16 protein-coding genes and 1 other RNA gene are annotated in these 21,234 nt (G+C 47.3%); 15 read left to right on the top strand and 2 right to left on the bottom strand.

Features of this window, described 5'->3' with window-relative positions:
- Nucleotides 1-397 precede the first annotated feature (397 nt).
- Nucleotides 398-3,946: a UvrD-helicase domain-containing protein gene (locus ACYQ05_RS03935; protein ID WP_459818527.1), complete on the top strand. Its 3,549-nt coding sequence runs from the start codon at nucleotides 398-400 to the stop codon at nucleotides 3,944-3,946.
- Here the strand turns inward: ACYQ05_RS03935 and ACYQ05_RS03930 are convergent.
- Both ACYQ05_RS03930 and ACYQ05_RS03925 read right to left on the bottom strand, forming a co-directional pair.
- On the bottom strand, nucleotides 3,943-4,338 hold the full coding sequence (locus tag ACYQ05_RS03930; RefSeq protein WP_459818525.1) for a YraN family protein: 396 nt from the start codon (nucleotides 4,336-4,338) through the stop codon (nucleotides 3,943-3,945). The two genes, ACYQ05_RS03935 and ACYQ05_RS03930, sit on opposite strands and share 4 nt — an antisense overlap.
- 15 nt (nucleotides 4,339-4,353) lie before the next feature.
- On the bottom strand, nucleotides 4,354-5,940 hold the full coding sequence (locus tag ACYQ05_RS03925) for a penicillin-binding protein activator (protein WP_459818523.1): 1,587 nt from the start codon (nucleotides 5,938-5,940) through the stop codon (nucleotides 4,354-4,356).
- A 50-nt stretch (nucleotides 5,941-5,990) separates the two neighbouring features.
- Between ACYQ05_RS03925 and rsmI the strand changes: the two genes are divergently transcribed.
- The 14 genes from rsmI to ACYQ05_RS03855 all read left to right on the top strand — a co-directional run bounded on the left by rsmI (nucleotide 5,991) and on the right by ACYQ05_RS03855 (nucleotide 21,163).
- Complete coding sequence (gene rsmI / locus ACYQ05_RS03920; protein WP_459818521.1) at nucleotides 5,991-6,872, top strand: 16S rRNA (cytidine(1402)-2'-O)-methyltransferase; 882 nt, start codon at nucleotides 5,991-5,993, stop codon at nucleotides 6,870-6,872.
- 119 nt (nucleotides 6,873-6,991) lie between these two features.
- An RNA gene (rnpB, locus tag ACYQ05_RS03915) (RNase P RNA component class A) lies at nucleotides 6,992-7,378 on the top strand.
- 375 nt (nucleotides 7,379-7,753) lie between these two features.
- Nucleotides 7,754-8,212: a division/cell wall cluster transcriptional repressor MraZ gene (gene mraZ, locus ACYQ05_RS03910; protein WP_459818519.1), complete on the top strand. Its 459-nt coding sequence runs from the start codon at nucleotides 7,754-7,756 to the stop codon at nucleotides 8,210-8,212.
- Nucleotides 8,213-9,154, top strand: a complete 942-nt coding sequence (rsmH, locus tag ACYQ05_RS03905; RefSeq protein WP_459818517.1) for a 16S rRNA (cytosine(1402)-N(4))-methyltransferase RsmH — start codon at nucleotides 8,213-8,215, stop codon at nucleotides 9,152-9,154.
- 24 nt (nucleotides 9,155-9,178) lie between these two features.
- Nucleotides 9,179-10,456 (top strand): cell division protein FtsZ, encoded by a 1,278-nt coding sequence (gene ftsZ / locus ACYQ05_RS03900; RefSeq protein WP_459818515.1) that lies wholly within the window; start codon nucleotides 9,179-9,181, stop codon nucleotides 10,454-10,456.
- A gap of 13 nt (nucleotides 10,457-10,469) precedes the next feature.
- Nucleotides 10,470-10,829: a cell division protein FtsL gene (ftsL, locus tag ACYQ05_RS03895; protein WP_459818513.1), complete on the top strand. Its 360-nt coding sequence runs from the start codon at nucleotides 10,470-10,472 to the stop codon at nucleotides 10,827-10,829.
- Nucleotides 10,826-12,559 carry a peptidoglycan D,D-transpeptidase FtsI family protein gene (locus tag ACYQ05_RS03890; protein WP_459818511.1) on the top strand — a complete coding sequence of 578 codons (1,734 nt, stop codon included), beginning with the start codon at nucleotides 10,826-10,828 and terminating at the stop codon, nucleotides 12,557-12,559. The genes ftsL and ACYQ05_RS03890 overlap by 4 nt, the downstream gene beginning before the upstream one ends.
- Nucleotides 12,560-12,563: 4 nt before the next feature.
- Complete coding sequence (locus ACYQ05_RS03885; RefSeq protein ID WP_459818510.1) at nucleotides 12,564-14,168, top strand: UDP-N-acetylmuramoyl-L-alanyl-D-glutamate--2,6-diaminopimelate ligase; 1,605 nt, start codon at nucleotides 12,564-12,566, stop codon at nucleotides 14,166-14,168.
- Complete coding sequence (locus tag ACYQ05_RS03880; protein ID WP_459818508.1) at nucleotides 14,143-15,639, top strand: UDP-N-acetylmuramoyl-tripeptide--D-alanyl-D-alanine ligase; 1,497 nt, start codon at nucleotides 14,143-14,145, stop codon at nucleotides 15,637-15,639. Before ACYQ05_RS03885 ends, ACYQ05_RS03880 begins: the two co-directional genes overlap by 26 nt.
- Nucleotides 15,640-15,656: 17 nt before the next feature.
- A complete protein-coding gene (mraY, locus tag ACYQ05_RS03875; RefSeq protein ID WP_459818506.1) occupies nucleotides 15,657-16,742 on the top strand; it encodes a phospho-N-acetylmuramoyl-pentapeptide-transferase in 1,086 nt (361 codons plus the stop codon).
- A gap of 5 nt (nucleotides 16,743-16,747) precedes the next feature.
- A complete protein-coding gene (gene murD / locus ACYQ05_RS03870; protein ID WP_459818504.1) occupies nucleotides 16,748-18,172 on the top strand; it encodes a UDP-N-acetylmuramoyl-L-alanine--D-glutamate ligase in 1,425 nt (474 codons plus the stop codon).
- Nucleotides 18,166-19,320, top strand: a complete 1,155-nt coding sequence (gene ftsW / locus ACYQ05_RS03865; protein ID WP_459818502.1) for a putative lipid II flippase FtsW — start codon at nucleotides 18,166-18,168, stop codon at nucleotides 19,318-19,320. Before murD ends, ftsW begins: the two co-directional genes overlap by 7 nt.
- Nucleotides 19,317-20,378 (top strand): undecaprenyldiphospho-muramoylpentapeptide beta-N-acetylglucosaminyltransferase, encoded by a 1,062-nt coding sequence (gene murG / locus ACYQ05_RS03860; protein WP_459818500.1) that lies wholly within the window; start codon nucleotides 19,317-19,319, stop codon nucleotides 20,376-20,378. The genes ftsW and murG overlap by 4 nt, the downstream gene beginning before the upstream one ends.
- Nucleotides 20,375-21,163 carry an SDR family NAD(P)-dependent oxidoreductase gene (locus ACYQ05_RS03855; RefSeq protein ID WP_459818498.1) on the top strand — a complete coding sequence of 263 codons (789 nt, stop codon included), beginning with the start codon at nucleotides 20,375-20,377 and terminating at the stop codon, nucleotides 21,161-21,163. The genes murG and ACYQ05_RS03855 overlap by 4 nt, the downstream gene beginning before the upstream one ends.
- Nucleotides 21,164-21,234: the final 71 nt, after the last annotated feature.

The raw sequence follows: 21,234 nt of genomic DNA, 5'->3' as shown, positions 1-21,234 counted from the left end.
CCTTTTTCGGTGACTCACTGCTGCAACCTGCGAGTGTTGCAAGCCATAAAGTGCTTAAGAGTGCGATTTTAAGCGTTTTCAATGCGATATACCCAGTCTCTAATTACAAATTTTTATCAGTTTATCAGGAATTGTGCAGGATAAAAAGCAGGCGGTATTGTTTTAAGGTAAAAAGCATCCCAAAAAAGAGGGGCTGATATTAAAATGAGACCTTTGCATGAGTGGGATGCGAGCTAAAAATGAGAAAAAATTTTCCATATCTAGGCGGGAAACGCAGAAAATAGCCAGCTATTGCCAAGTTTTCCAACAACGGTATGGGAAATTTTAGCCATTTTTAGCCGTAGAACCATCTCGTGCAAAGGTCTCAAAAAAGCCAATAAGCAAAAAGGGGAGTCGGATGGAGATTAAAGATCTATGGCAGCAATTGGAAGTAGATCACGCCTTGGCGGATGGCGTTCAGCGCAAAGAGGCGATTAATCCTTTTGCATCCTATATTGTCCAGGCCCCTGCAGGCTCAGGGAAAACGGCGCTTTTAACCCAGCGTTTTTTAGCACTGTTATGTACGGTGCAAGCTCCTGAGCAAGTGGTGGCGATGACCTTTACCAAAAAAGCGGCTGCAGAGATGCGCAATCGTATTTTAGAAGCGTTACAAGCTGGTCAGCAGCCTTTACCCTCCTCCGATTCGCTGTATGATCGCAATACCCACCGACTGGCGCAAGCTGCTTTAGCGCACAGCAACCAGCAAGGTTGGCATCTACTGGAAAATCCTTCACGATTACGCATTCGTACCTTGGATTCGATGAACGGCTACTTAGTCCAGCAGATGCCCTATCTGTCCCGATTTGGTGCGCAATCTAAGGTGAGTGAGCAGGTGGATACACTCTATCGCCAAGCAGCGGTGCAAGCATTGCAGGATGAAACCGCGCAAGAGGCCAGCAGCGCTTTATTAAGACTGGTTAATGGGCGTTTTTCACAAGCGGTGGAGCTGATTGTCGCCATGCTTTACAAACGGGATCAATGGCTAGGCGCGGTGTTTAATGGGCAAAATAGGCACGACTTGGAAGCTGCCCTAGCCGTGATTGTGCAGCAGGAGATGCAGGCCGCTTTGCAAACTTTGCAACCGGCGAAATCCATTTTAGCGCAAATCATTGCTTTAGCCGATGATGCGATTGCGCATGAACCTGAGCAGCCTCTAGAGAAAGTGGTGGGGTTTGATTTAACTGAATCATTGGATTCATTGCCACATTGGCAGGCTTTGGCAAATTGGGTATTGACTTCGAAGAACACTATTCTTAAAAAGATCACTAAAGCACAAGGTTTTCCCGCAGGAAAAGGGGCGGCAAAAGAGAAAAAGGATCAGATGTTAGCGCTTTTAAACGACCTTAGAGAGATAGCAGGTGCAGACGAGGCGTTAGCAAAATTACGAGATTTGCCACAACCCCATTATGAAGAAGCGCAGTGGCAGGATTTACAGCATTTAATGGATTTAATGAAGCAAGCGGCTGCACATTTGAAACTGCTTTTTATTCAGAGTGGAGAAAGTGATTTTATTGAAGTGGCGTTGGCGGCCAATCAAGCTTTGGGGTCTGAAGAGGCGCCGACCGATTTAGCCTTGCAGTTGGATTATCGCATTCAACATCTGTTGATTGATGAGTTTCAGGACACCAGTGTCACGCAGAGTGAATTGTTGAAAAAGTTGGTGGCGGGTTGGCAGCCGGATGATGGGCGGACACTGTTTATTGTCGGCGACCCAATGCAGTCCATCTATCGATTTCGAGAAGCAGAAGTGGGGAATTTTTTGCAGGCATGGGGTTCAGAAAACCATCAGGCCGCATTAGGAGAGGTTGCACTCACGCCTTTGCAGTTGCAGGTGAACTTTCGTTCAACCCAAGGGGTAATTAAGTGGGTCAACCAGACGTTTAAGCGCTTGTTCCCTAAACAGAACGATATGGCAAAGGGCGCTGTGAGCTATAGCCCAGCTGAAGCAGCCGCTGCGGAAAAAGAGCACGATGCCGTCTCTGTTATGACGCATTGGGCGATTAACCAAACAGATGTTGAGCATTATCAGCAGATGGTCGAGGTCATCCAACAGCGGCTTTCAGCGTTGCCAGAAAAGGAAAAAATCGCCGTACTGGGTCGAAGTCGCAGTCATTTGGTTGCCGTGGCGGTGCAACTGAAACAAGCAGGGATCGCTTTCCGGGCGGTGGAGTTGGAGCAGCTTAATCAGCGACAAGAGGTGCAGGACATTCAAGCCTTGACGCGTGCGCTATTGCATTTGGGAGATCGAGATGCTTGGTTGGCGCTGCTGCGTTCGCCTTTGATCGGCTTAAATTTGCCCGACTTAACCGTATTGGCTGGTTTAACCCCTGGAGAACAAAAAAAATGGAGCTTATGGCAGATTTTGCAGGCGCTTAATGCGCTTTGGCAAGCGGAGGCACAACACCCTGACAAAAACTTAGAAAAAAGCCAGAATTCCCAGTCCTGCTTGCGCGATTTGGCAGAAAAACAGCTTTATCAGTTGTCTGAAGAGGGGGTGTTTAGGCTGAAAAAGGCAGTGCCCGTTTTGCAGGCTGCGTTAAATCAGTGGCACTCTGAACATCCGGTGGCGCTGGTGAAAGCGACTTGGTTAGCGCTTTTGGGCGCACAGACCGTGCCGGATGCGACGGCATTGGAAAATATTGAGGCTTATTTGCAGATGTTGGGGCAAATACCCGCATCTGAATTGCGTTTTGACACCATTGAGCAGCAGCTAGAGCATCTTTATGCATTGCCAGATACTCAGGAGACTGCGAGCAAGATTGAGTTGATGACCATGCATAAATCTAAGGGTTTGGAGTTTGATACAGTGTTGCTCCCCAGTTTAGGGAAAAAGGGACGGCATAATGAGGAGCAGGTTTTAAATTGGCTGCAATTTCGTCAGGGTGAGAAAGCCTATTGGGTACTTGCACCCTTAACCCAAAAAAATAGCCAAGATCGCCCAGCCTTGTTAAATCTGATTAAGCAGTATGATCAAGAAAAACAGAAGTATGAAAATTTGCGTCTGCTGTATGTTGCTGCGACGCGAGCCAAAAAGCAGCTGCATCTTTTTGCCACGGTTACCTACACAGAAAAACAGATGGCAGATGAGGCGTCTTTAAGACCCCAAGCGGGCAGCTTATTGGAATTAATGTGGCCGGAAGTGAAGCAAGAATTTGCCCCCTTATTAACGGAGGTGGATTTTGAGTGCGATCAGCCCGAAGAGCCGCTTAAGCTCTGTGTCCCACGGCTGCCATTGTCCGCTTTGTCTCAGGTCGGTTTTTTAAAACCGATCCATCGTCCTACAAAACCGTCAGTGCAGACAGCGTCAGAATTGGCGAAACCGGACACGGAGTCCACTTTTTATTTGGCGAATGAAACGGGACGTCTGGTGGGGGTGCTATTGCATCAGCAATTGGAGCAGTGGGTGCGGCAAGGGTTTACGCCCGAGCAAAAAAAGATGTTTGCGAAAATGTTACCTAAACAGAAGCCCTTGTATCAAACTTGGTTGCAACAGCAGGGGTTGACAGTGACTGAAGCGGAAATGGGGTGTCAGCGGTTGTTACAAGGGTTGGAAAACGCCTTAGCGCATGAGGAATTGTGCTGGGCATTGGACAGTCGCCACCCAGCGTCGGCAGTTGAGTTGGCGTTACATGAAGTGTTGCCAGATCAAACCGTGGTTCAGCATATTGTGGATCGCACCTTTATCGATGACCAAGGGGTGCGTTGGATTGTGGACTATAAAACCTCACGTTTTGCAGGGAATGAAACGGAATTGGATGAGTGGCTAAAAGAGAAGGCAGCGTATTATCGACCGCAATTGGCACGCTATGGTGCGCTATTTGCCCAACAAGAGGACAATGCGCAGCGCTGGGTGCTCTATTTCAGTGATGTCAATCAGTGGGTAGAAGTGTCGACCATAGCCGTTTAAGATGCTTGAAAAGCGTCTTGTAGCCAGAGAGGGGATTCCTCGCCTATCTGGCTAATCACATCAAAGCGCATCGGATAGGCTTGATATTGCGGATGGGTCTTGAGGAAATATTGGGCGCAGCGAATCAGACGCTGCTGTTTTTGCCGGTCAACCCGTTCAAAGGGTTCTCCATATTGATCGCTTTGGCTGTATTTGACCTCTATAAACAGTAAGATGGATTGGGGCTTTGGATTGAAGCGGCTGAGGGGTTGAGGTGCGGTTAAGCCAATGAGGTCAATTTCACCGCCTTTACAGTGGAAGTTTTGCGCAATGAGCGTGAGCCCTTGTTGTTTAAGCCAGTCAGCCATGCGATTTTCCACCGCATGGCCTTTGAGCTTGCTAAAAAGTCCCATTAGATCGCTTTCAATTTATTCAATCGGTTGGATGGTGCCATCTCGTCTGTATTTCGCCCAGATTAAGTGGCGATCCACTTTTTTATTCGACTCAATTTGTAGGGCGCCGGTTAGACTTGGATTAAAGCAGAGGTTTGGCGCTAAGCGTGTGTGGTTGAGTGTCAGTTCAACGCTGTCCCAACCGAAGGCTTCTAATAGCGTCATCACTGGCGAAGGGGAAACAACGGCTGGATAGGTTGGGAAAACCACATCACTTAAGTCTTTGATCGGCTCAGCCTGTTGCAGGTTGGTGGGGGATAAATTTGAGCTACCATAGACAGGCAGTTTCAGATTAAAGAATTTGAATTGAGGCTTAAACACCGCCACTCTTTTTCGATTGCCAATCAGCACAATAGCTTGTAAATCTTTGCGCGTACGCGGAAAAAAGTAGAGCTTTTCTTGTAATAACCAGCGCAAGTTTGCTTTACGAGATTGAGATTGCGTTTCATTGATCAGATCGCCCAGCGCTTTGCGTAAGTTAGGACGGCGTGCTGGATAGCTGTTAAAAGTGGCATGATGCAGGGGGATTTGACGCCAAAGATAAGTCAGCGTCTGACCTAAGTTGAGGTCACTTTGGGTCTGGCTGGAAAGAATCCCAAGATGTCGATAGTGGGACTGGCAGAGTTTGTCTTCAATTTGTACCGGTTCGGATGCCGTGCGTAAACTGAATTGCATAAAATCGGTGGGGGTGTCCAATTGGTTGAGCGCCGTAATATTCGTGGCCGGTAATGCTTCCAGTTGTTGGATATTCTGTTTTTTGATGGGGCCGATGACCCAATCATTGCCCTCAGACATGGCTTGTTGGTAAAGGGTCACCATATCTGGGTTTTCTTCAGTGTCATAAAATGAGACTGAAATTTCTGGGTGTTTTAATAAAATGTTTTTAATTAAACCATCCCTGATTTGAAAAGCCAGCGGTTGATACTTTCCACTTAATGGTAAAAAAACGGCCAATTTTTTGAGCGGCTGTGGTCGCAATGCATCGTGTTTAGCGAGCATGAGGACGGGGGCAAAAAATTCCGGGTTATCGATAAAATCGAGTTCATTTTCAATGGCACTGAGTCGATTGACCCCTTGCTGCGTCTGCCATGCTTTGGCTAGATTCACCCAGGTGTTGAGCATGGTTTCCGTGTCGGATGTCATTTCAGAATCCATTTCAGAGCTCGCTTCAGATTCCATATCCATGTCAGTTTCCATTTTAGAATCTGTTTGCAGCGCATCAAGTTGTTCAGGCGTTAAATGTTTAAACACTTGCCAGAGTTGATACTGAATGGCCGCGCGTTGATCAGGGTCATTGGTGGATTGCCAAAGTTGCTGTGCCACCCGAGTAAGTTCGGCATAGTTTTGATCTTCTAAGGCTTGGCGTGCCTGTTGTTCAAGTTGTTGAGGCGTTAAGGTTGGCGCTTGTTGTGGAGGGGGTGGTGGGAGTTCTTGGCTGGTTTGCCCAGGCACTTTAGGCGGTTGTTTAGGTGCGGTGCCACAGCCATGGAGTGAGAAAAAACTCCAGAGTGTGAGTGCCCATAAGAAGGGACGGATAAAATTTGTTCGAGTGGGAAATTGCATGCTGGGTATAATGACTCAAGACTCAAATTCGTTAGTGGGACATATTATATATGCAAACAGAAAAGTGTGGCACGCTTTATATTGTGGCGACGCCCATTGGGAATTTAAAAGATCTTTCCCAAAGAGCAATTGAAACTTTAGAACAGGTGGATTGGATTGCAGCGGAAGATACGCGCCACTCGCAAAGGTTATTACAGCATTTGGGTATTAAAAAACCGCTCATTGCCTTACATGATCACAATGAGCAACAGAAGCGCGAATTTTTACATCAGAAGTTGCAGGCTGGAGAGCAAGGTGCCTTAATTTCAGATGCCGGAACCCCTTTAATTAGTGATCCTGGTTATCATTTGGTGCACCTTTTGCGCCAGGAAGGCGTCAGGGTGGTGCCTATTCCTGGCCCTTCAGCCATCATTACCGCTTTGTCAGTTGCGGGGCTGCCTACCGATCGTTTTACTTTTGAAGGGTTTTTGCCGGCGAAATCGCAAAAACGGTTGCAAACTTTGCAAGCTTTAAAAACTGAGCCAAGGACTTTGGTGTTTTATGAAAGTCCACATCGATTGCTGGAGAGTTTACAGGCATTCTCTGAAGTATTTGCAGGCGATCGCCCTATGGTGGTCGCTAGAGAGTTAACCAAACAGTTCGAACAGTTTGTCTCGGGTAGTGTGCAAGAGGTGTTGAACTATTTTTATGCCCATCCTGACAAGGTGCGGGGTGAGTTTGTCATCATGTTGCAAGGCGCGCCGAAAGTGGAAAAAGCAGTGGCCTCTGGCGAAGGTTTAATACGTTTGCTATTGGAACAAGGTTTGCCCGTCAAGCAGGTGGCTCAGATTGTCTCGGCCTATTTAGGTTTAAAAAAGAATGCGGTTTATCAGCAAGTACTGGCTTTCAAACAAGCCGATGAAGAAAACAGTTTGGCATCAGATGAGTTGTAGTTCTGAATGAATTTTAGCCGTGCACAGGTCTCTCTAAGTTATTGAGTCGCTTAATGTTAAGCGTTTTTAGGTTCTCCTTGACACTGACTCAATAGATAGGCATAATGCTTCTCCTTCATTAAGTGGGTCGGACAATCGCGCGTCGATAGACTCGAGGAAAGTCCGGGCACCATAGAGCAGGATGCCAGCTAACGGCTGGGCGGCGTGAGCCGACGGCAAGTGCAGCAGAGAGTAGACCGCCGATGGATATCAGGTGTATGCCTGATATCACAGGTAAGGGTGAAAGGGTGCGGTAAGAGCGCACCGCACAACGGGTAACCGTTTGTGGCAGGGTAAACCCCATCCGGTGCAAGACCAAATAGGAAAACAGGCGCCTTTGGCGCAAGGTGTGGCTCGCACCTTGTTTTCGGGTAGGTTGCTTGAGGCAAACAGTGATGTTTGTCCTAGATGAATGATTGTCGCCCTGCAAAGGGGTACAGAACCCGGCTTATAGACCCACTTAATGATTTTTTTTCTCCTTTTTTACTGTTTTTTACCATTTTTATAAATTTTTTTTAAAAAAATTCCCCACCTGACAATATCCACTCTATGTAGTAGGTCTGTTTTTCATAGACACAATATATAGTTTTACTTCGGTAAACTCATAAGGGCTGTCTATTCAATGTCTTAATAAATCTATCTCATCCTATTTATTGAGTTTCTATCCTAATTTAATGAAAAATAACAAGAATATAAAATCGTCCACAACTTTCCCTTTGTGAGCTAAGTTGTTGTCTTTTAATGCAAATTTATCTGTTATTGGGTTCAATTGTGTTGACAAGTGGGGAGAAAATGAATATAGTGGCGACAAGTGGTGAAAAGTGGTGAAAAGTGGAATTACAATGTTGTTTTTTCGAGGCATCAATGCAATCAATATGGATACGAAGGGACGCATTGCGATTCCCAAGCGTTACCGTGAGTCGATTGCAGAGGCAAGCGATAAACAACTGGTTGCCACCATTGATCTGCATAGCCCTTGTCTGCTGCTCTATACATTGGATGAGTGGGAAGTGATTGAAAGAAAATTAATGGCTCTACCGAATGTAGACCCACAAGCTCGTCTCTATCAGCGTTTGCTTTTGGGACATGCGACCGAAATGGAGATGGATGGACAAGGGCGTGTATTGATTCCCCCCATGTTACGAGAGCATGCAAAATTAGAAAAAGCAGCAGTTTTGCTCGGACAGGGGAATAAATTTGAATTATGGTCCCAGGCTGAGTGGGAAGCGAGTCGACCTGAGATGTTGGATGAAGCCGCGACTCAGCAGCCTTCTGAAGCCTTAACTAATTTGAGCCTATAAATGGATAGCCAGCCGCAAACATTTAGCCATGATTCAGTGTTGTTACGTGAGTCTGTGGAAGCACTGGCGATTGAGGCGGAAGGAAAGTATATTGATGGCACATTTGGCCGCGGTGGCCACAGTCGCAAGATATTGGAACAGTTGGGATCACAAGGTCGCTTATTGGCCATTGATCAAGATCCAGTCGCCATTGAATATGCACAAACCCATTTTCAAGATCCGCGTTTTGAGATTCAATATGGCAGTTTTGCTGATATTAAAACCTATTGTGAAGCGCGTGATTGGGTGGGAAAAGTAAAGGGCGTCTTATTAGATTTAGGTGTCTCTTCGCCACAATTGGATGATGCGAGCCGAGGCTTTAGCTTTATGCGAGAAGGTCCACTAGATATGCGGATGAATCCACAGACAGGCTTGAGTGCTAAAGCCTGGCTGGAGCAGGTGGATGAGCAGACACTGAAAAAAGTGTTGAGTCAATATGGAGAGGAACGTTTTTCGGGGCGCATTGCGCGCGCGATTAAAGAGGCGGTGAACGCAGGTCAGTTGCAAACGACATTAGATTTAGCGGAATTAGTAAAACGCGTCTCACCAAAAACTGAAAAACATAAGCATCCAGCAACCCGAACTTTTCAGGCAATTCGGATTGCTGTGAATGGTGAGCTGGACGCTTTACATCAAGTGTTAGAAGGCGCAGTGGAGGTATTGGCGCCTGGCGGCCGGTTATCAGTGATCAGTTTTCACTCTTTAGAAGACCGTATTGTGAAACAGTTTATGCGAGATAAATCGACTTATATCGATTTATTTCCGGAGTCCCCCGTGCCAGTGGCAGGCGTTGAGCCTGTGCTGAAACGGGTGGGGAAACCCATTTTTCCATCTAGTATGGAACAAACTCAGAATCCAAGAGCGCGCAGTGCGGTGCTGCGTGTGGCGGAAAAATTAACGTAAATACCATTGAGGGGAGTCAATGTCATGAAGTTCGTTGGAAAAGAAACGACACCTGTTCAACCAGCTGGAATGCCTGTCATTAAAGTCGTTGGGCTTGGCGGAGGCGGCGGTAATGCCGTTGATTATATGGTGCGTTCTCAAGTTGAGGGCGTGGATTTTATTGTGGCCAATACGGATGCACAAGCTTTAGCCAATTCTCAAGCGGATATTCGCATTCAATTGGGAGAAAATGGCTTAGGTGCGGGTGCAGATCCAACTAAAGGGGGGGCTGCCGCCAAAGAAAATATTGAACAGGTAAAAGAAGCGATTCGTGGCTCTGATATGGTGTTTATTACCGCAGGTATGGGCGGTGGCACAGGAACAGGCGCTGCCCCTGTCGTGGCACAAGCTGCGCGTGAAATGGGGATTCTGACGGTGGGTGTGGTTTCAAAACCTTTCCGTTTTGAACGTCGAGACCGAGTCGCAGAGGAAGGGATTGCCGAGTTGACACAACATGTAGATTCCTTGATTACGGTTCCGAATGATAAGTTGTTGAATGTGTTAGGCAAGGATTTTGTTTTGGCAAAAGCCTTTGATTATGCCAATGAAGTTTTGCATGGCGCTGTTCAAGGGATTTCAGAGTTGGTGACGCGTCCTGGTTTAATTAATGTGGATTTCGAAGATTTACGCACAGTCATGAGCGAACGCGGCTTGGCTATGATGGGCATGGGACTGGCAACAGGTGAAGATCGCGCAGTAAAAGCGGCACAAAAAGCCATCGCCAACCCATTATTAGAAGAAGTGACCGTTGCGGGTGCACGCGGGGTGTTGGTCAATATTACCAGTGGTTTAGACTTTACCTTGGGTGAATTCAATGAAGTGGGAGACCTCATTGAAGAGGTGGCCGCTGAGGGCGCGCGCGTGATTATTGGAACCTCAATTGATGAAACCTTGACAGATGAGGTTCGTGTTACCGTGGTGGCAACTGGATTGGAAGAGGCGAGAGCGGCTTCTGCAAAACCTCAGCGTGTAGAGTTGAATCGACCTCAATCAAGCCAACAAGAGAAAAAATCAACGGAAGTAAATGTTGACCAGCCTCAAGTTAAATTGGCGCATGCTGCAGGGGCAGATTCTGTAGAGGTTGAAGCGCAAACTCAGGAGAAGGTCATCTCTCCTTTGGCACAAGGATCTGCACAACAACCTTCTTTGGCGATTGACGAGCCGGAAGTGGTTAAGGTGGCGGTTAACAGTCGCACTACTGCACAGACAGGGAGTCAAGACTATTTGGATATTCCCGCTTTCCTACGCCGTCAAGCCGATTAGTTTTTAAAGCTTTATGAGTTGGATAAGGCGCTTTGAGCCCGCCCGCTGGATCGCACAGCGGCGCGGGCTTTTTTCGGTTGGATTATTGACGAGTCTTCTGCTGATCGTCTTACTTTTGGCGGTTTTGAATGTTTGGGTACAGCATCAAGTGCGTCATCTGGAAACAAATTATTATGCTGAAATGAAGACGCAACAAGCCTTAAAGACAGAATGGGGAAAGTTGCGGTTAGAACAGTCTCATTTGACTGCAAGGGCGCGTGTTCAGCAGATTGCGGAAAAGCAGCTGCATCTTCGGTTAGAGAAAAATCCAAAACTCAAAAATCTTCAGACCATTTATCTGCCTCAGAATGCAAACGGTGAAGACTCACAATGAACCACTTTTCTCGATTGAAAATGCGTCGTGATATTTTAATTTTAGCCATCATCTTTTTGACGGCACTGGCTGTTTTAGGGCGCGCTATTTATATTCAAATTTATCAACACCACTTTTTAGCGTCAGAAGGAAATAAGCGTCAAATTCGAGAGATGGCTATTTCTGCACCAAGGGGTGAAATTTTCGATCGGAATGGAGAGCTGTTGGCGTTGAGCACTCCTGTGGTGGATGTGTGGGTGGATCCAAAATATTTTAATCGACATCTAGAACGGCTACCTGAATTGGCAAAAGCATTGGGGATCTCATCGGAATCCTTGCGTTTAAAAGCGATGGCCTATCAGGACAAACGTTTTATCTATGTAAAGCGTCAGGTGCTGCCGAATATCGCTGAGGAGTTAGCCAAATTAGACATTCCCGGTCTGTTTTTAGAAGAAAAATATAAGCGCTATTATCCATCAGGAGAGATCTTGGCCCATGTGGTGGGTTATACCAATATTGATGACCAAGGTCAGGATGGTATTGAGTACACCTATAATGATTGGTTAAAAGGGGTCCCTGGGAAAAAATTGGTGATTAAGGACAGAGCGGGCCATGTGGTTAAGTTTGTTAAGGATTTGAAACCGGCAAAACCGGGTCATGAGATCACCTTAAGCATTGATAAGGATATTCAATATTTTACCTATCGAGCACTAAAAAAGGCGTTGATTCAGCATCAAGCTAAGTCGGCTTCTGCAGTGGTATTGAATGCGAAAACCGGCGAAATTTTGGCCATGGTCAATGTGCCAAGCTTTAACCCCAATGATAGAAGTCAAATAGCGGGTACCGGTTTGCGCAATCGTGCGATTACCGATCTGATGGAGCCGGGTTCAACCGTTAAGCCATTTATTATTGCTAAGGCTCTGGATGAGGGGGTAATTGATGAAAGTACGAAAATTCAAACAGCGCCTGGCTATGTCAAAATCGCTGACAGAGTGATTTCGGATACGCGTAATCATGGGCTTTTAACCCCTGCAGGGATTATTAAACACTCAAGTAATATTGGGGCGTTAAAAGTGGCGTTAAAAATGACACCTGAACAGATTTGGCATTTCTATCATGCATTGGGATTTAGTCAAGACAGTGGTCTGTTTTTGCCAGGAGAATCCATGGGGTTTATGAAAACTTGGCAAGATTGGAGCAAAGTTTATCAGGCGGCGGCCTCTTATGGCTATGGATTTGATATCAATTTATTACAACTGGCGCATGCTTATTTACTGTTCACCAATGAAGGTGCCATTATGCCCCTTTCCATGCTAAAAAAACAGCCTAATCAAGCGACTGAACACCATCAACTGATCTCGCCTGAAGTGGCTCAAAAAGTGTTAGAGATGATGGAGGCGGTGACTGAAAAAGGGGGAACCGCGCCTAAAGCGGCCATTCCAGGCTATCGTGTCGCGGGTAAAACGGGCACAGTGCATAGAAGTAAGGAGGGGAGTTATGAAAAAAATACCTATCGTGCAGTTTTTTCAGGCATAGTGCCGGTTTCCAATCCGCAATTTATTATGACCGTTGTGGTCAATCAACCCAGTCGTGGGATCTACTATGGTGGACTGGTCGCTGCGCCGATTTTTAAAGAGGTGATGCAAGAAGTGTTGCGTTTAAAGCATATCCCTTATGATGCACAGACGAAAAACAGAGATGGAAAGGGGTTAGCTCATGATGGTCATCCCTCTTCTGACTTGAAGGAGTAAGGGTTTGTCTGACATAGTCTCTAAAAATGACACCATGGATCCGAGTTGGAGGAAGTCTTTTCAACAAATCGCTGCGTGGTTGGACGTGAATAACGAGGGTATCGACGGGGATGTTTGGCAGCTGACAACAGACAGCCGTCAGTTGACGGCGAATGCGGTTTTTATTGCCTTGCCGGGCACTCAGGCGCACGGTTTGGATTTTATCAAGGGCGATACAAATTGTGTGGCCATTTTAACGCCGGATGAGGCCTCGCCTGAGATTCAAGCCAAAATCCAAATGCTGCGCGCTCAGGGACAGCGCGTATTAGAAGTCAAGGGGCTATCTGAACGGCTGGGGGCTTTTGCCCATTGGTTTTATGATGCCCCTTCAGAACGGCTCGCTGTGATTGGTATTACCGGCACGAATGGCAAAACATCTACAGCCTTTTATACGGCGCAGTTGTTACAGGCTTTGGGTAAGCCGACGGCGGTTATTGGCACCTTAGGGTGTGGCTTTTTAGAAGCGTTAACCCCCAGTCTCAATACGACGCCAGAGGTGGTGACCGTGCATCGATTATTGGCGGAGTTTGCCCGCAAGGGGGCAGAAGCGGTGGTGATGGAGGTCTCTTCGCATGCCATTGCCTTGGGTCGAATTGAGGCTGTGCAATTTCATACGCTGGCGCTGACGCAGGTGACACGTGACCATCTCGATTTTCATGGCTGTGAAGCGAATTATCAGGCAACCAAAAAACAGCTGTTTTTAAAGTATGGGCATTCGGCAAAACGCTGGGTGGTGAATGTCAGTGATGCGGTGGGACAAGCCATTTGTGCAGCGCAAAAGGGGCACGCTTGTCTTAAATATGCCGCCTTTGATAAAGGTGTGGACTCCGAAGCGATTGATTTGACTTGTGGGCAACCGCAATTTCTGCCCAGTGGTATCCACGGTATCGTAAAATTTTCCGGCGTGCATGAAACTTGCCAGCTGCATTTATTGGGGGCATTCAATATTGAGAATGTGTTATGTGCCATCGGTATTGTCAGCGGTCAGACTCAGGATGCTTTAGCGGATTTTTTACCCAAACTTGCTCGACATTTAAAGGCGCTACAACCGGTTGCTGGGCGCATGCAACGCGTTGAGTTGCAGACGCAAGAGGCGAGCAAATTGCCTATGGTTGTGATTGATTATGCGCATACACCGGATGGGCTGGCGCAAGCGTTGGCCGCATTTCGCCAACATCTGCCGAATGTGAAATTGACTTGTGTATTTGGGTGCGGTGGAGATCGAGATCGGGGAAAACGCCCTTTAATGGGCGCCGTTGCAGAGCGCTTGGCGGATCAAATAGTGATTACCAGTGATAATCCGCGTTGTGAATCGCCAATGAGCATTATTGAAGAGATTGTGCAAGGTCTTCAGCATCCAGAAGCCGCGCAGATTATTGAAGATCGAGCGCGTGCGATCGAGTGGGCCATTCGCCAAGCGCAGCCTGGAGAAGGGGTGTTGATTGCCGGAAAAGGTCATGAAACAACGCAGCAGTTTTGCAAAGAAAAAATCTATTTTTCAGATGAGGCAGTGGCCAAAGCCGCCTTGCAAAAAAGGAAATCTCATGCAGCAGACCCAATGGCGTGTTAAACAGCTCGTAGAGGCCACGGAAAAAGTGGGCGGGCACTGTTTAAATCCAGAACAAATAGAGACGGTTTTTAGCTCGGTTTCTACCGACAGCCGACAAATTTTGGCGCCTGCGCTCTATATCGCCTTAAAGGGGGAGCGTTTTGATGGCCATCAATTTATTTTACCAGCGATAGAAGCCGGTGCGGTCGCTGTGCTATTGGAATCGACCTATGAATCTCAACTGCAAACATTGCGGCAACAGCATCCGCAGTATGATGCTCAGGTTGCTTGGGTGGTAGTCAGGGATACTCGGCAGGCACTGGGTGCCTTTGCTGCATGGCACCGTCAGCAATTGACGCAGACCACGTGGATAGGGGTGACTGGCAGTAATGGTAAGACGACAACGAAAACCCTTTTGAGAACCATTTTAGAAAATTTTGCCTCGACAGTGGCGACACAAGGAAATTTGAATAATGAATTGGGCGTGCCGCGCACCTTACTTACGGTGACGCCTAAAGACGCTTTTGCCGTGATTGAAATGGGAGCGAATCATCTAGGAGAGATCGCTTACCTCACCGCCTTAACACAACCTAATATTGCCTTAATCACCAGCTTAGCGCCCGCGCATATTGAAGGGTTTGGGGGACTTGAAAATATTATTCAGGCCAAAGGGGAAATTTTTCAGGGTTTGCTAGAGGACGGCGTTGCGATTTTTCCTGCAGAGAGCATAGGCAGTGAGGTATGGCAACAGCAGTGTCAGGCATTGGGGAGAGCCTTTTTAACCTTTGGTGAGTCTGCAAATGCAGATGTGCAATTATTGGATTTTGAACAAAAAACAGATCGCATCTGTTTTAGCTTGCAGGTCAATCATCCAAGTTGGCGTGGACAGCAGTTTCATCTCTGTTTACCCACCTTTGGTCGACACAATGCGATGAATGCCTGTGCAGCTTTTGCGGTCTGTTTGGCGTTGAAGTTGGATTTGAGATTGGTGCCGGCGACTTTACAGAATTATGTGGGGGAGTCTGGACGTTTACAAGTGCAAACTTTACCCACAACAGCTGATCAATCGCGTCCGCAAATCACAGTTATAGATGACAGTTATAATGCCAATCCGAGTTCGGTTAAGGCAGGCATAGAGACATTGGTGAGCTTGGGGCAAGCTACACAAGGGCAGACGATTCTCTGCTTAGGGGCGATGGCGGAGTTGGGTGATTCAAGTTTTCAGCTTCACCAAGAGGTGGGACGCTTTGCGAAAGAGATGGGGGTATCGCATCTTTGGACGGCAGGCGAGTCGGCTTTACCGGCCGCTTTGGCGTTTGGTGAGGGCAGTCAGGGGTTTCCAACGGCAGAGGCTTTGGCGGAAACCTTAAAGACACAATTACAACAGGGGCAATTAGCCGGCATTTCTCATGTTTTGGTTAAAGGGTCACGTTCCGCACAGATGGAAAAGGTGGTGCAGGCTTTGCAGCAAGCCTTGCAAGCATCCCATTAAATGATAAGGATTACAAGATGTTAATTTATTTGGCAGATTATCTTCAGCACTATATTTCTGGATTTGGGGTGTTTAAGTACGTCACCCTGCGTGCGATTATGGCGGTGTTAACCGCGCTATTGATCTCCTTTTATATTGGTCCAAGAGTCATTCGCTGGTTGATTCGTCTGAAAGTTGGGCAGAGTATCCGTTTAGATGGTCCGCAGACCCATTTAGTGAAATCGGGTACGCCGACGATGGGCGGGGTGATGATTCTGTTCTCAGTCGGGGTTTCGATTTTACTGTGGGGTGAACTGACTAATCACTATCTACTGATTACGGCTTTCACCATGTTGGCATTTGGGTTGATTGGTTTTTGGGATGATTATATGAAAGTGGTGCATAAAGACCCGGAAGGGATGCGGCCCCGGGTCAAATATGCCTTGCAATCGATTGTGGGGTTGGTTGCCGCTTACAGTCTCTATGCCTTTCATCAAGTGCCCGCAGAGTTAGATCTGTTGATCCCTTATATGAAAGAGACCTATATTTACCTGGGCGCTTGGAGCATTATTTTAAGTTATTTTGTGATCGTGGGGAGCTCCAATGCGGTGAATCTTACCGATGGGCTTGATGGGTTGGCTATTATGCCATCGGTGATGATTGCCGCTGCATTAGGGGTGTTTGCCTATGCTTCTGGACACTATTATTTTGCAAATTATCTGCACATTCCCTATATCCCCGGCGTTGAAGAGTTGACCATCTTTTGTGGAGCTTTGGCGGGTGCGGGTTTAGGTTTTCTTTGGTTTAATGCGCATCCGGCCCAAGTCTTTATGGGGGATGTTGGCTCCTTGTCCATTGGTGCGGCACTGGGGGTGGTGGCGATTTCAGTTAAACAAGAGTTGGTGTTCTTTATTATGAGCGGGATCTTTGTCGCAGAGACCCTTTCGGTGATTTTACAAGTGGGTTCATACCGTCTGCGCAATGGGAAACGCATATTTTTAATGGCCCCTTTGCATCACCATTTTGAGCAGAAAGGGTGGCATGAATCACAGGTGATTGTGCGCTTTTGGATTATCACCATTATCTTAGTTTTGATTGGCTTAGCCAGTTTAAAAATTCGGTAGAGACAATGTATTTAGTCGCAGGTTTAGGCATTACAGGACAGTCGGTTTTACGCTATTTTCAACAAATGGAGGAGCCCTGCTTTGCATTTGATACGCGAACGGATTTAGAGCTCGCAGCACTTAAGGAGGCGTTTCCAACCATTCCTTTCGCAGTGGGGGCGTTACCAACGGAATGGTTAACAAAGTTTGATAAGGTGGTTCTCAGTCCAGGCATTGCGCAATCTGAACCTTGGGTTGAGCATTTAAAAGCTCTGGGGAAAGAGATTATTGGGGATATCGAGCTGTTTGCACGTGCGGTCGGCGAACCCATTATTGGCATTACCGGTTCAAATGGGAAAAGTACGGTCACCACTTTAGTGGGGCAGTTTTTATCGCAAGCCGGCTATCGCGTTGGGATTGGGGGTAATATCGGCACACCCGCATTAGATCTGCTGCTGGATGATCAGGCATATGAAGTTTATGTATTAGAGCTGTCTAGTTTTCAGCTGGAGACCACCTATTCGTTGGAAACCACTGCTAGCAGTGTCTTGAATCTCAGTGAAGACCATATGGACCGTTATGACAGTTTTGAAGCCTATATTCAAGCGAAAACACGCCTTTTAGATCAAACGGATTTGGCCGTAGTGCCGGAAGATTTTCACTTTTTGCCAATGAACCATCCTCAGCGTCTGATCCGGTTTGGTTTGCAACCGCCGCAGCAAGTCGGGCATTATGGTCGTGCTTCTTTTGAGAAGGGCGATTTTTTAGTCAGAAAAAATGCGGATGGAACTTTGGCGCGATTAATTGCGGTCCCAGAGATGATGATACAAACTCGACATCATCAGCTTAATGCCTTGGCTGCAATGGCCTTAACCGAACCTTTTGAGCTTCCACTCTCTGTTTATCAACAGGTCTTAAAAAGCTTTAAGGGGTTGCCACACCGGACACAACCTGTGGCTGAGATCGATGGGGTCTTATGGATTAATGATTCTAAAGGCACCAATGTGGGTGCAACCCTTGCTGCCATTGAGAGTTTTGTGCCCCAAGCGGCGGAGAGACAAGGTCAAGTGATTTTAATTGCCGGTGGAGTAGGTAAAGCCGCCGATTTTACAGCTTTACAACCCGCCGTTTTATCTTGTAAATCGGCAATTTTATTCGGTCAAGATGGGCCCTTAATCGCTCAAAGCTTAGCTCAGCCATTGACAGATGCTCAGAGCACAGAAAAAGAGAAAAAATTGTCAAAATCCCCAGTCCTGCCTAGTGAATTAAAGCTAGAGCAGGTGGAAACGCTCCAGCAGGCCGTGCAAAAGGCTTTTGAATTGGCGGAATCGGGGGATATTGTGCTGTTTTCACCCGCTTGTGCCAGTTTTGACCAGTTTGCTAACTATGTGGCGCGTGGTGAAGCCTTTGAGCGCTCGGTATTCGCCCTGAATAAGGATGCGTCATGTTGAAGGGGCTGGATCTTTTTCCAAACCATGAACGCTGGCCAGTGGATTATGGTTTGATGGCGGCGATAGCCATTTTAATGACCTTGGGATTAACCATGGTGTTTTCCGCGTCGATTGCCATCAGTGAACAACGCTTCGGCTCTCCTTTTCATTATTTATTGCGCCAAGCATTTGCCATGGGGCTAGGCACTTTTGCTGCTTTTTTAGTGTTTAGAGTGCCCTTAGTGTTTTGGGAAAAAAAACGGCAACTGCTGTTATTAATTGGCTTGGCTTCACTGCTGCTGGTGTTATTGGTAGGTCGTGAGATTAATGGTTCCAAACGCTGGCTACCGTTGGGGCTGATGAATTTTCAGGTTTCGGAGTTTATGAAAATTGTGGTCATTATCTTTTTGGCCGGTTATTTGGATCGACATGCTGAGGCGGTTCGGGAGAACTTTCAGGCAGTGATCCGTTTGGCTCTGCCTTTTGGATTGACGGCCATGTTGCTCTTATTGGAACCCGATTTTGGTTCGACTTTTGTGATCGCGGTGGTGATTACGGGCATGTTGTTGATTGCCGGTGCGCCTTGGCGGTATTTTGTGATTGCGGTGGTTCCTATGGCGACTTTTTTGGCGATTATGGTGGTGACCAGCCCCTACCGCATGCAGCGCGTGACCAGCTTTTTGGATCCTTGGGCTGACCCATTTGGTAAAGGCTATCAATTGTCGCAGGCCTTAATCGCTTCAGGGCGAGGTTACTGGGATGGGGTAGGCTTGGGCGAAAGTGTGCAAAAATTGCTCTACCTACCAGACGCGCATACCGATTTTCTATTTTCCATCTTTGCTGAAGAGTTTGGCTTAATCGGCGTTGTCGTTTTAGTGGCGTTATATCTGTTTATGGTGTTCCGAATATTTGCGATTGGTCGTCGTGCGCTGGAAAAAGGGTTGTTTTTTGGTGGCATGATCGCTTATGGCGTGGGCATTTGGATTATTTTGCAAGCCTTTATTAATATGGGGGTCAATTTAGGTCTGTTCCCCACTAAGGGGCTGACCTTACCATTGATGAGTTATGGGGGGTCGAGTGCCTTATTGATTTTAATCGCGTTGGGAATCGTTTTCCGTGTGGATTATGAAACACGCCAGCTTGCAATGAAGCGGGAGGAGCACGCATGACGACCACGAAAAAAGTGATGATTATGGCCGGAGGAACGGGTGGACATGTTTTCCCAGGCATCGCGATTGCCCATGCGTTGCGCAAAAAAGGCATTGAAGTCGTTTGGCTGGGGACACAGGTGGGCATGGAAAAACCTTGGGTAGAAAAAGCAAAAATTCCATTTGATGCGATTGATATTCGTGGGTTGCGTGGCAACGGCTTATTGGGTTGGCTGCAAGCGCCCATCAATGTGACGCGTGCGATGTGGCAAGCAAAGGCGATTATAAAGCAGCAGCAACCAGATTTGGTTTTGGGGATGGGCGGTTTTGTTTGTGGTCCTGGCGGGCTGGCGACTAAAATGAAAGGCTTACCCTTGGTGATTCATGAGCAGAACGCGATTCCTGGGTTAACCAATCGTCTTTTAGCGCATTTAGCGGACCAAGTGTTCACCGCTTTTCCGCAAGCCTCTTTGAAGGGCGATAAAGTGAAGTTGGTGGGCAATCCCGTGCGTGCAGAGTTAGAAAAGGTGCCCCCTGTTCAGCCGCATCAGCCGCGCCATTTATTGGTGTTGGGAGGTAGTCGGGGAGCGTTGGCTTTAAATGAGATTGTGCCCTTCGCATTAGCCCAACTCTCCCCGGATAAGCGACCACAAGTGTGGCATCAAAGCGGTGAGAAAACTTTTGAGCAAGCCCAAAAAGCGTATCAACAAGCAGGCGTTGAAGCTAAGGTGACGCCATTTATTGCTGAGATGCAAGAGGCTTATGAATGGGCGGATTTGGTGATCTGTCGATCCGGTGCTTTGACCGTGAGTGAATTGATGGCAACCGCTCGGCCAGCCATTATGGTGCCTTTTCCCTATGCGGTCGATGACCATCAAACGGCCAATGCCCAAGTGTTGGTTGAGATGGGGGGCGGTGAAGTGATTCAGCAGTTAGAGTTGACGGAAGAGAGACTGAAATGCGCGTTGGAAACTTGGCTGGCTGAAGAAAAATTACAGCAAGCTTCGCAAGCGATTCGTCAGCAGGCGCCTCATCACGCCACCGAAAAAATCGTTGAACTTTTGGAGAAATGTTTATGAAGTTATCAGGTTTGGAAAATAAACGGGTCCTGATTACCGGTGCCTCAAGCGGCATAGGTGCAGGGATGGCAAAAGTCTTGGCGGAAGCGGGTTGTCGTTTGGTTTTACACTACAACCAAAATCAATCCGGCATTGAGCAGACTTTGCAAACGGTGACTGAATTAGGCGCCGAAGCTGAGGTTTTGCAGTGTGATTTTCGTCAGTTGGCACAGGTTCAGCCCTTTTTTCAAAAGGCATGGGACTGTTTTGAAGGGCTGGATGCTCTGGTGAATAATGCGGGTATTGTGACCAAAAGTTTGGCTTTAAAAGATCCTGTGGGCGAACAGTTTAATCAGACCTTAGCGGTCAATCTTCAAGCGCCTTATCTGCTCTCAACCGCTTTTGCCCAAGCCTGTATAGCGGCCAAACAAGGTGGAGCGATTGTAAATAACAGCAGTATTCACGCGCAAGCCACTTGTGAATGGTTTTCTGCTTATGCCGCCTCAAAGGCGGGCTTAGATGCGATGACCCAAGCGCAAGCCGTTGAGTGGGGACCCTATGGGATTCGCGTCAATGTATTAGCCCCTGGCGTGGTGCCAGTGGAGCGAACACAGGCGATTTTAAGCCAACCCGCGATGGAGAAAAAGTGGACGCAAAATATGCCATTGGGGCGGTATGGTACACCAGAAGAGATGGGGTATGCGACCGCCTATCTGTTGTCAGATGAAGCCAGTTGGATGACCGGCTCTGTGTTGACCTTAGATGGTGGCTTAATCGCTCGGGGGAATTATCCCAGAAGAGATTGATTTTCACTGAATTGTCATTTTAACCTCAATTTTCATGCTAGAATTGAAATCATGTAAAGTTGAAAGTTGAG

The sequence above is a fragment of the Galenea microaerophila genome (assembly GCF_054657255.1).
Note: the sequence above shows the minus strand (reverse complement) of the source record. Positions and strands in the feature narration are given on the sequence as shown.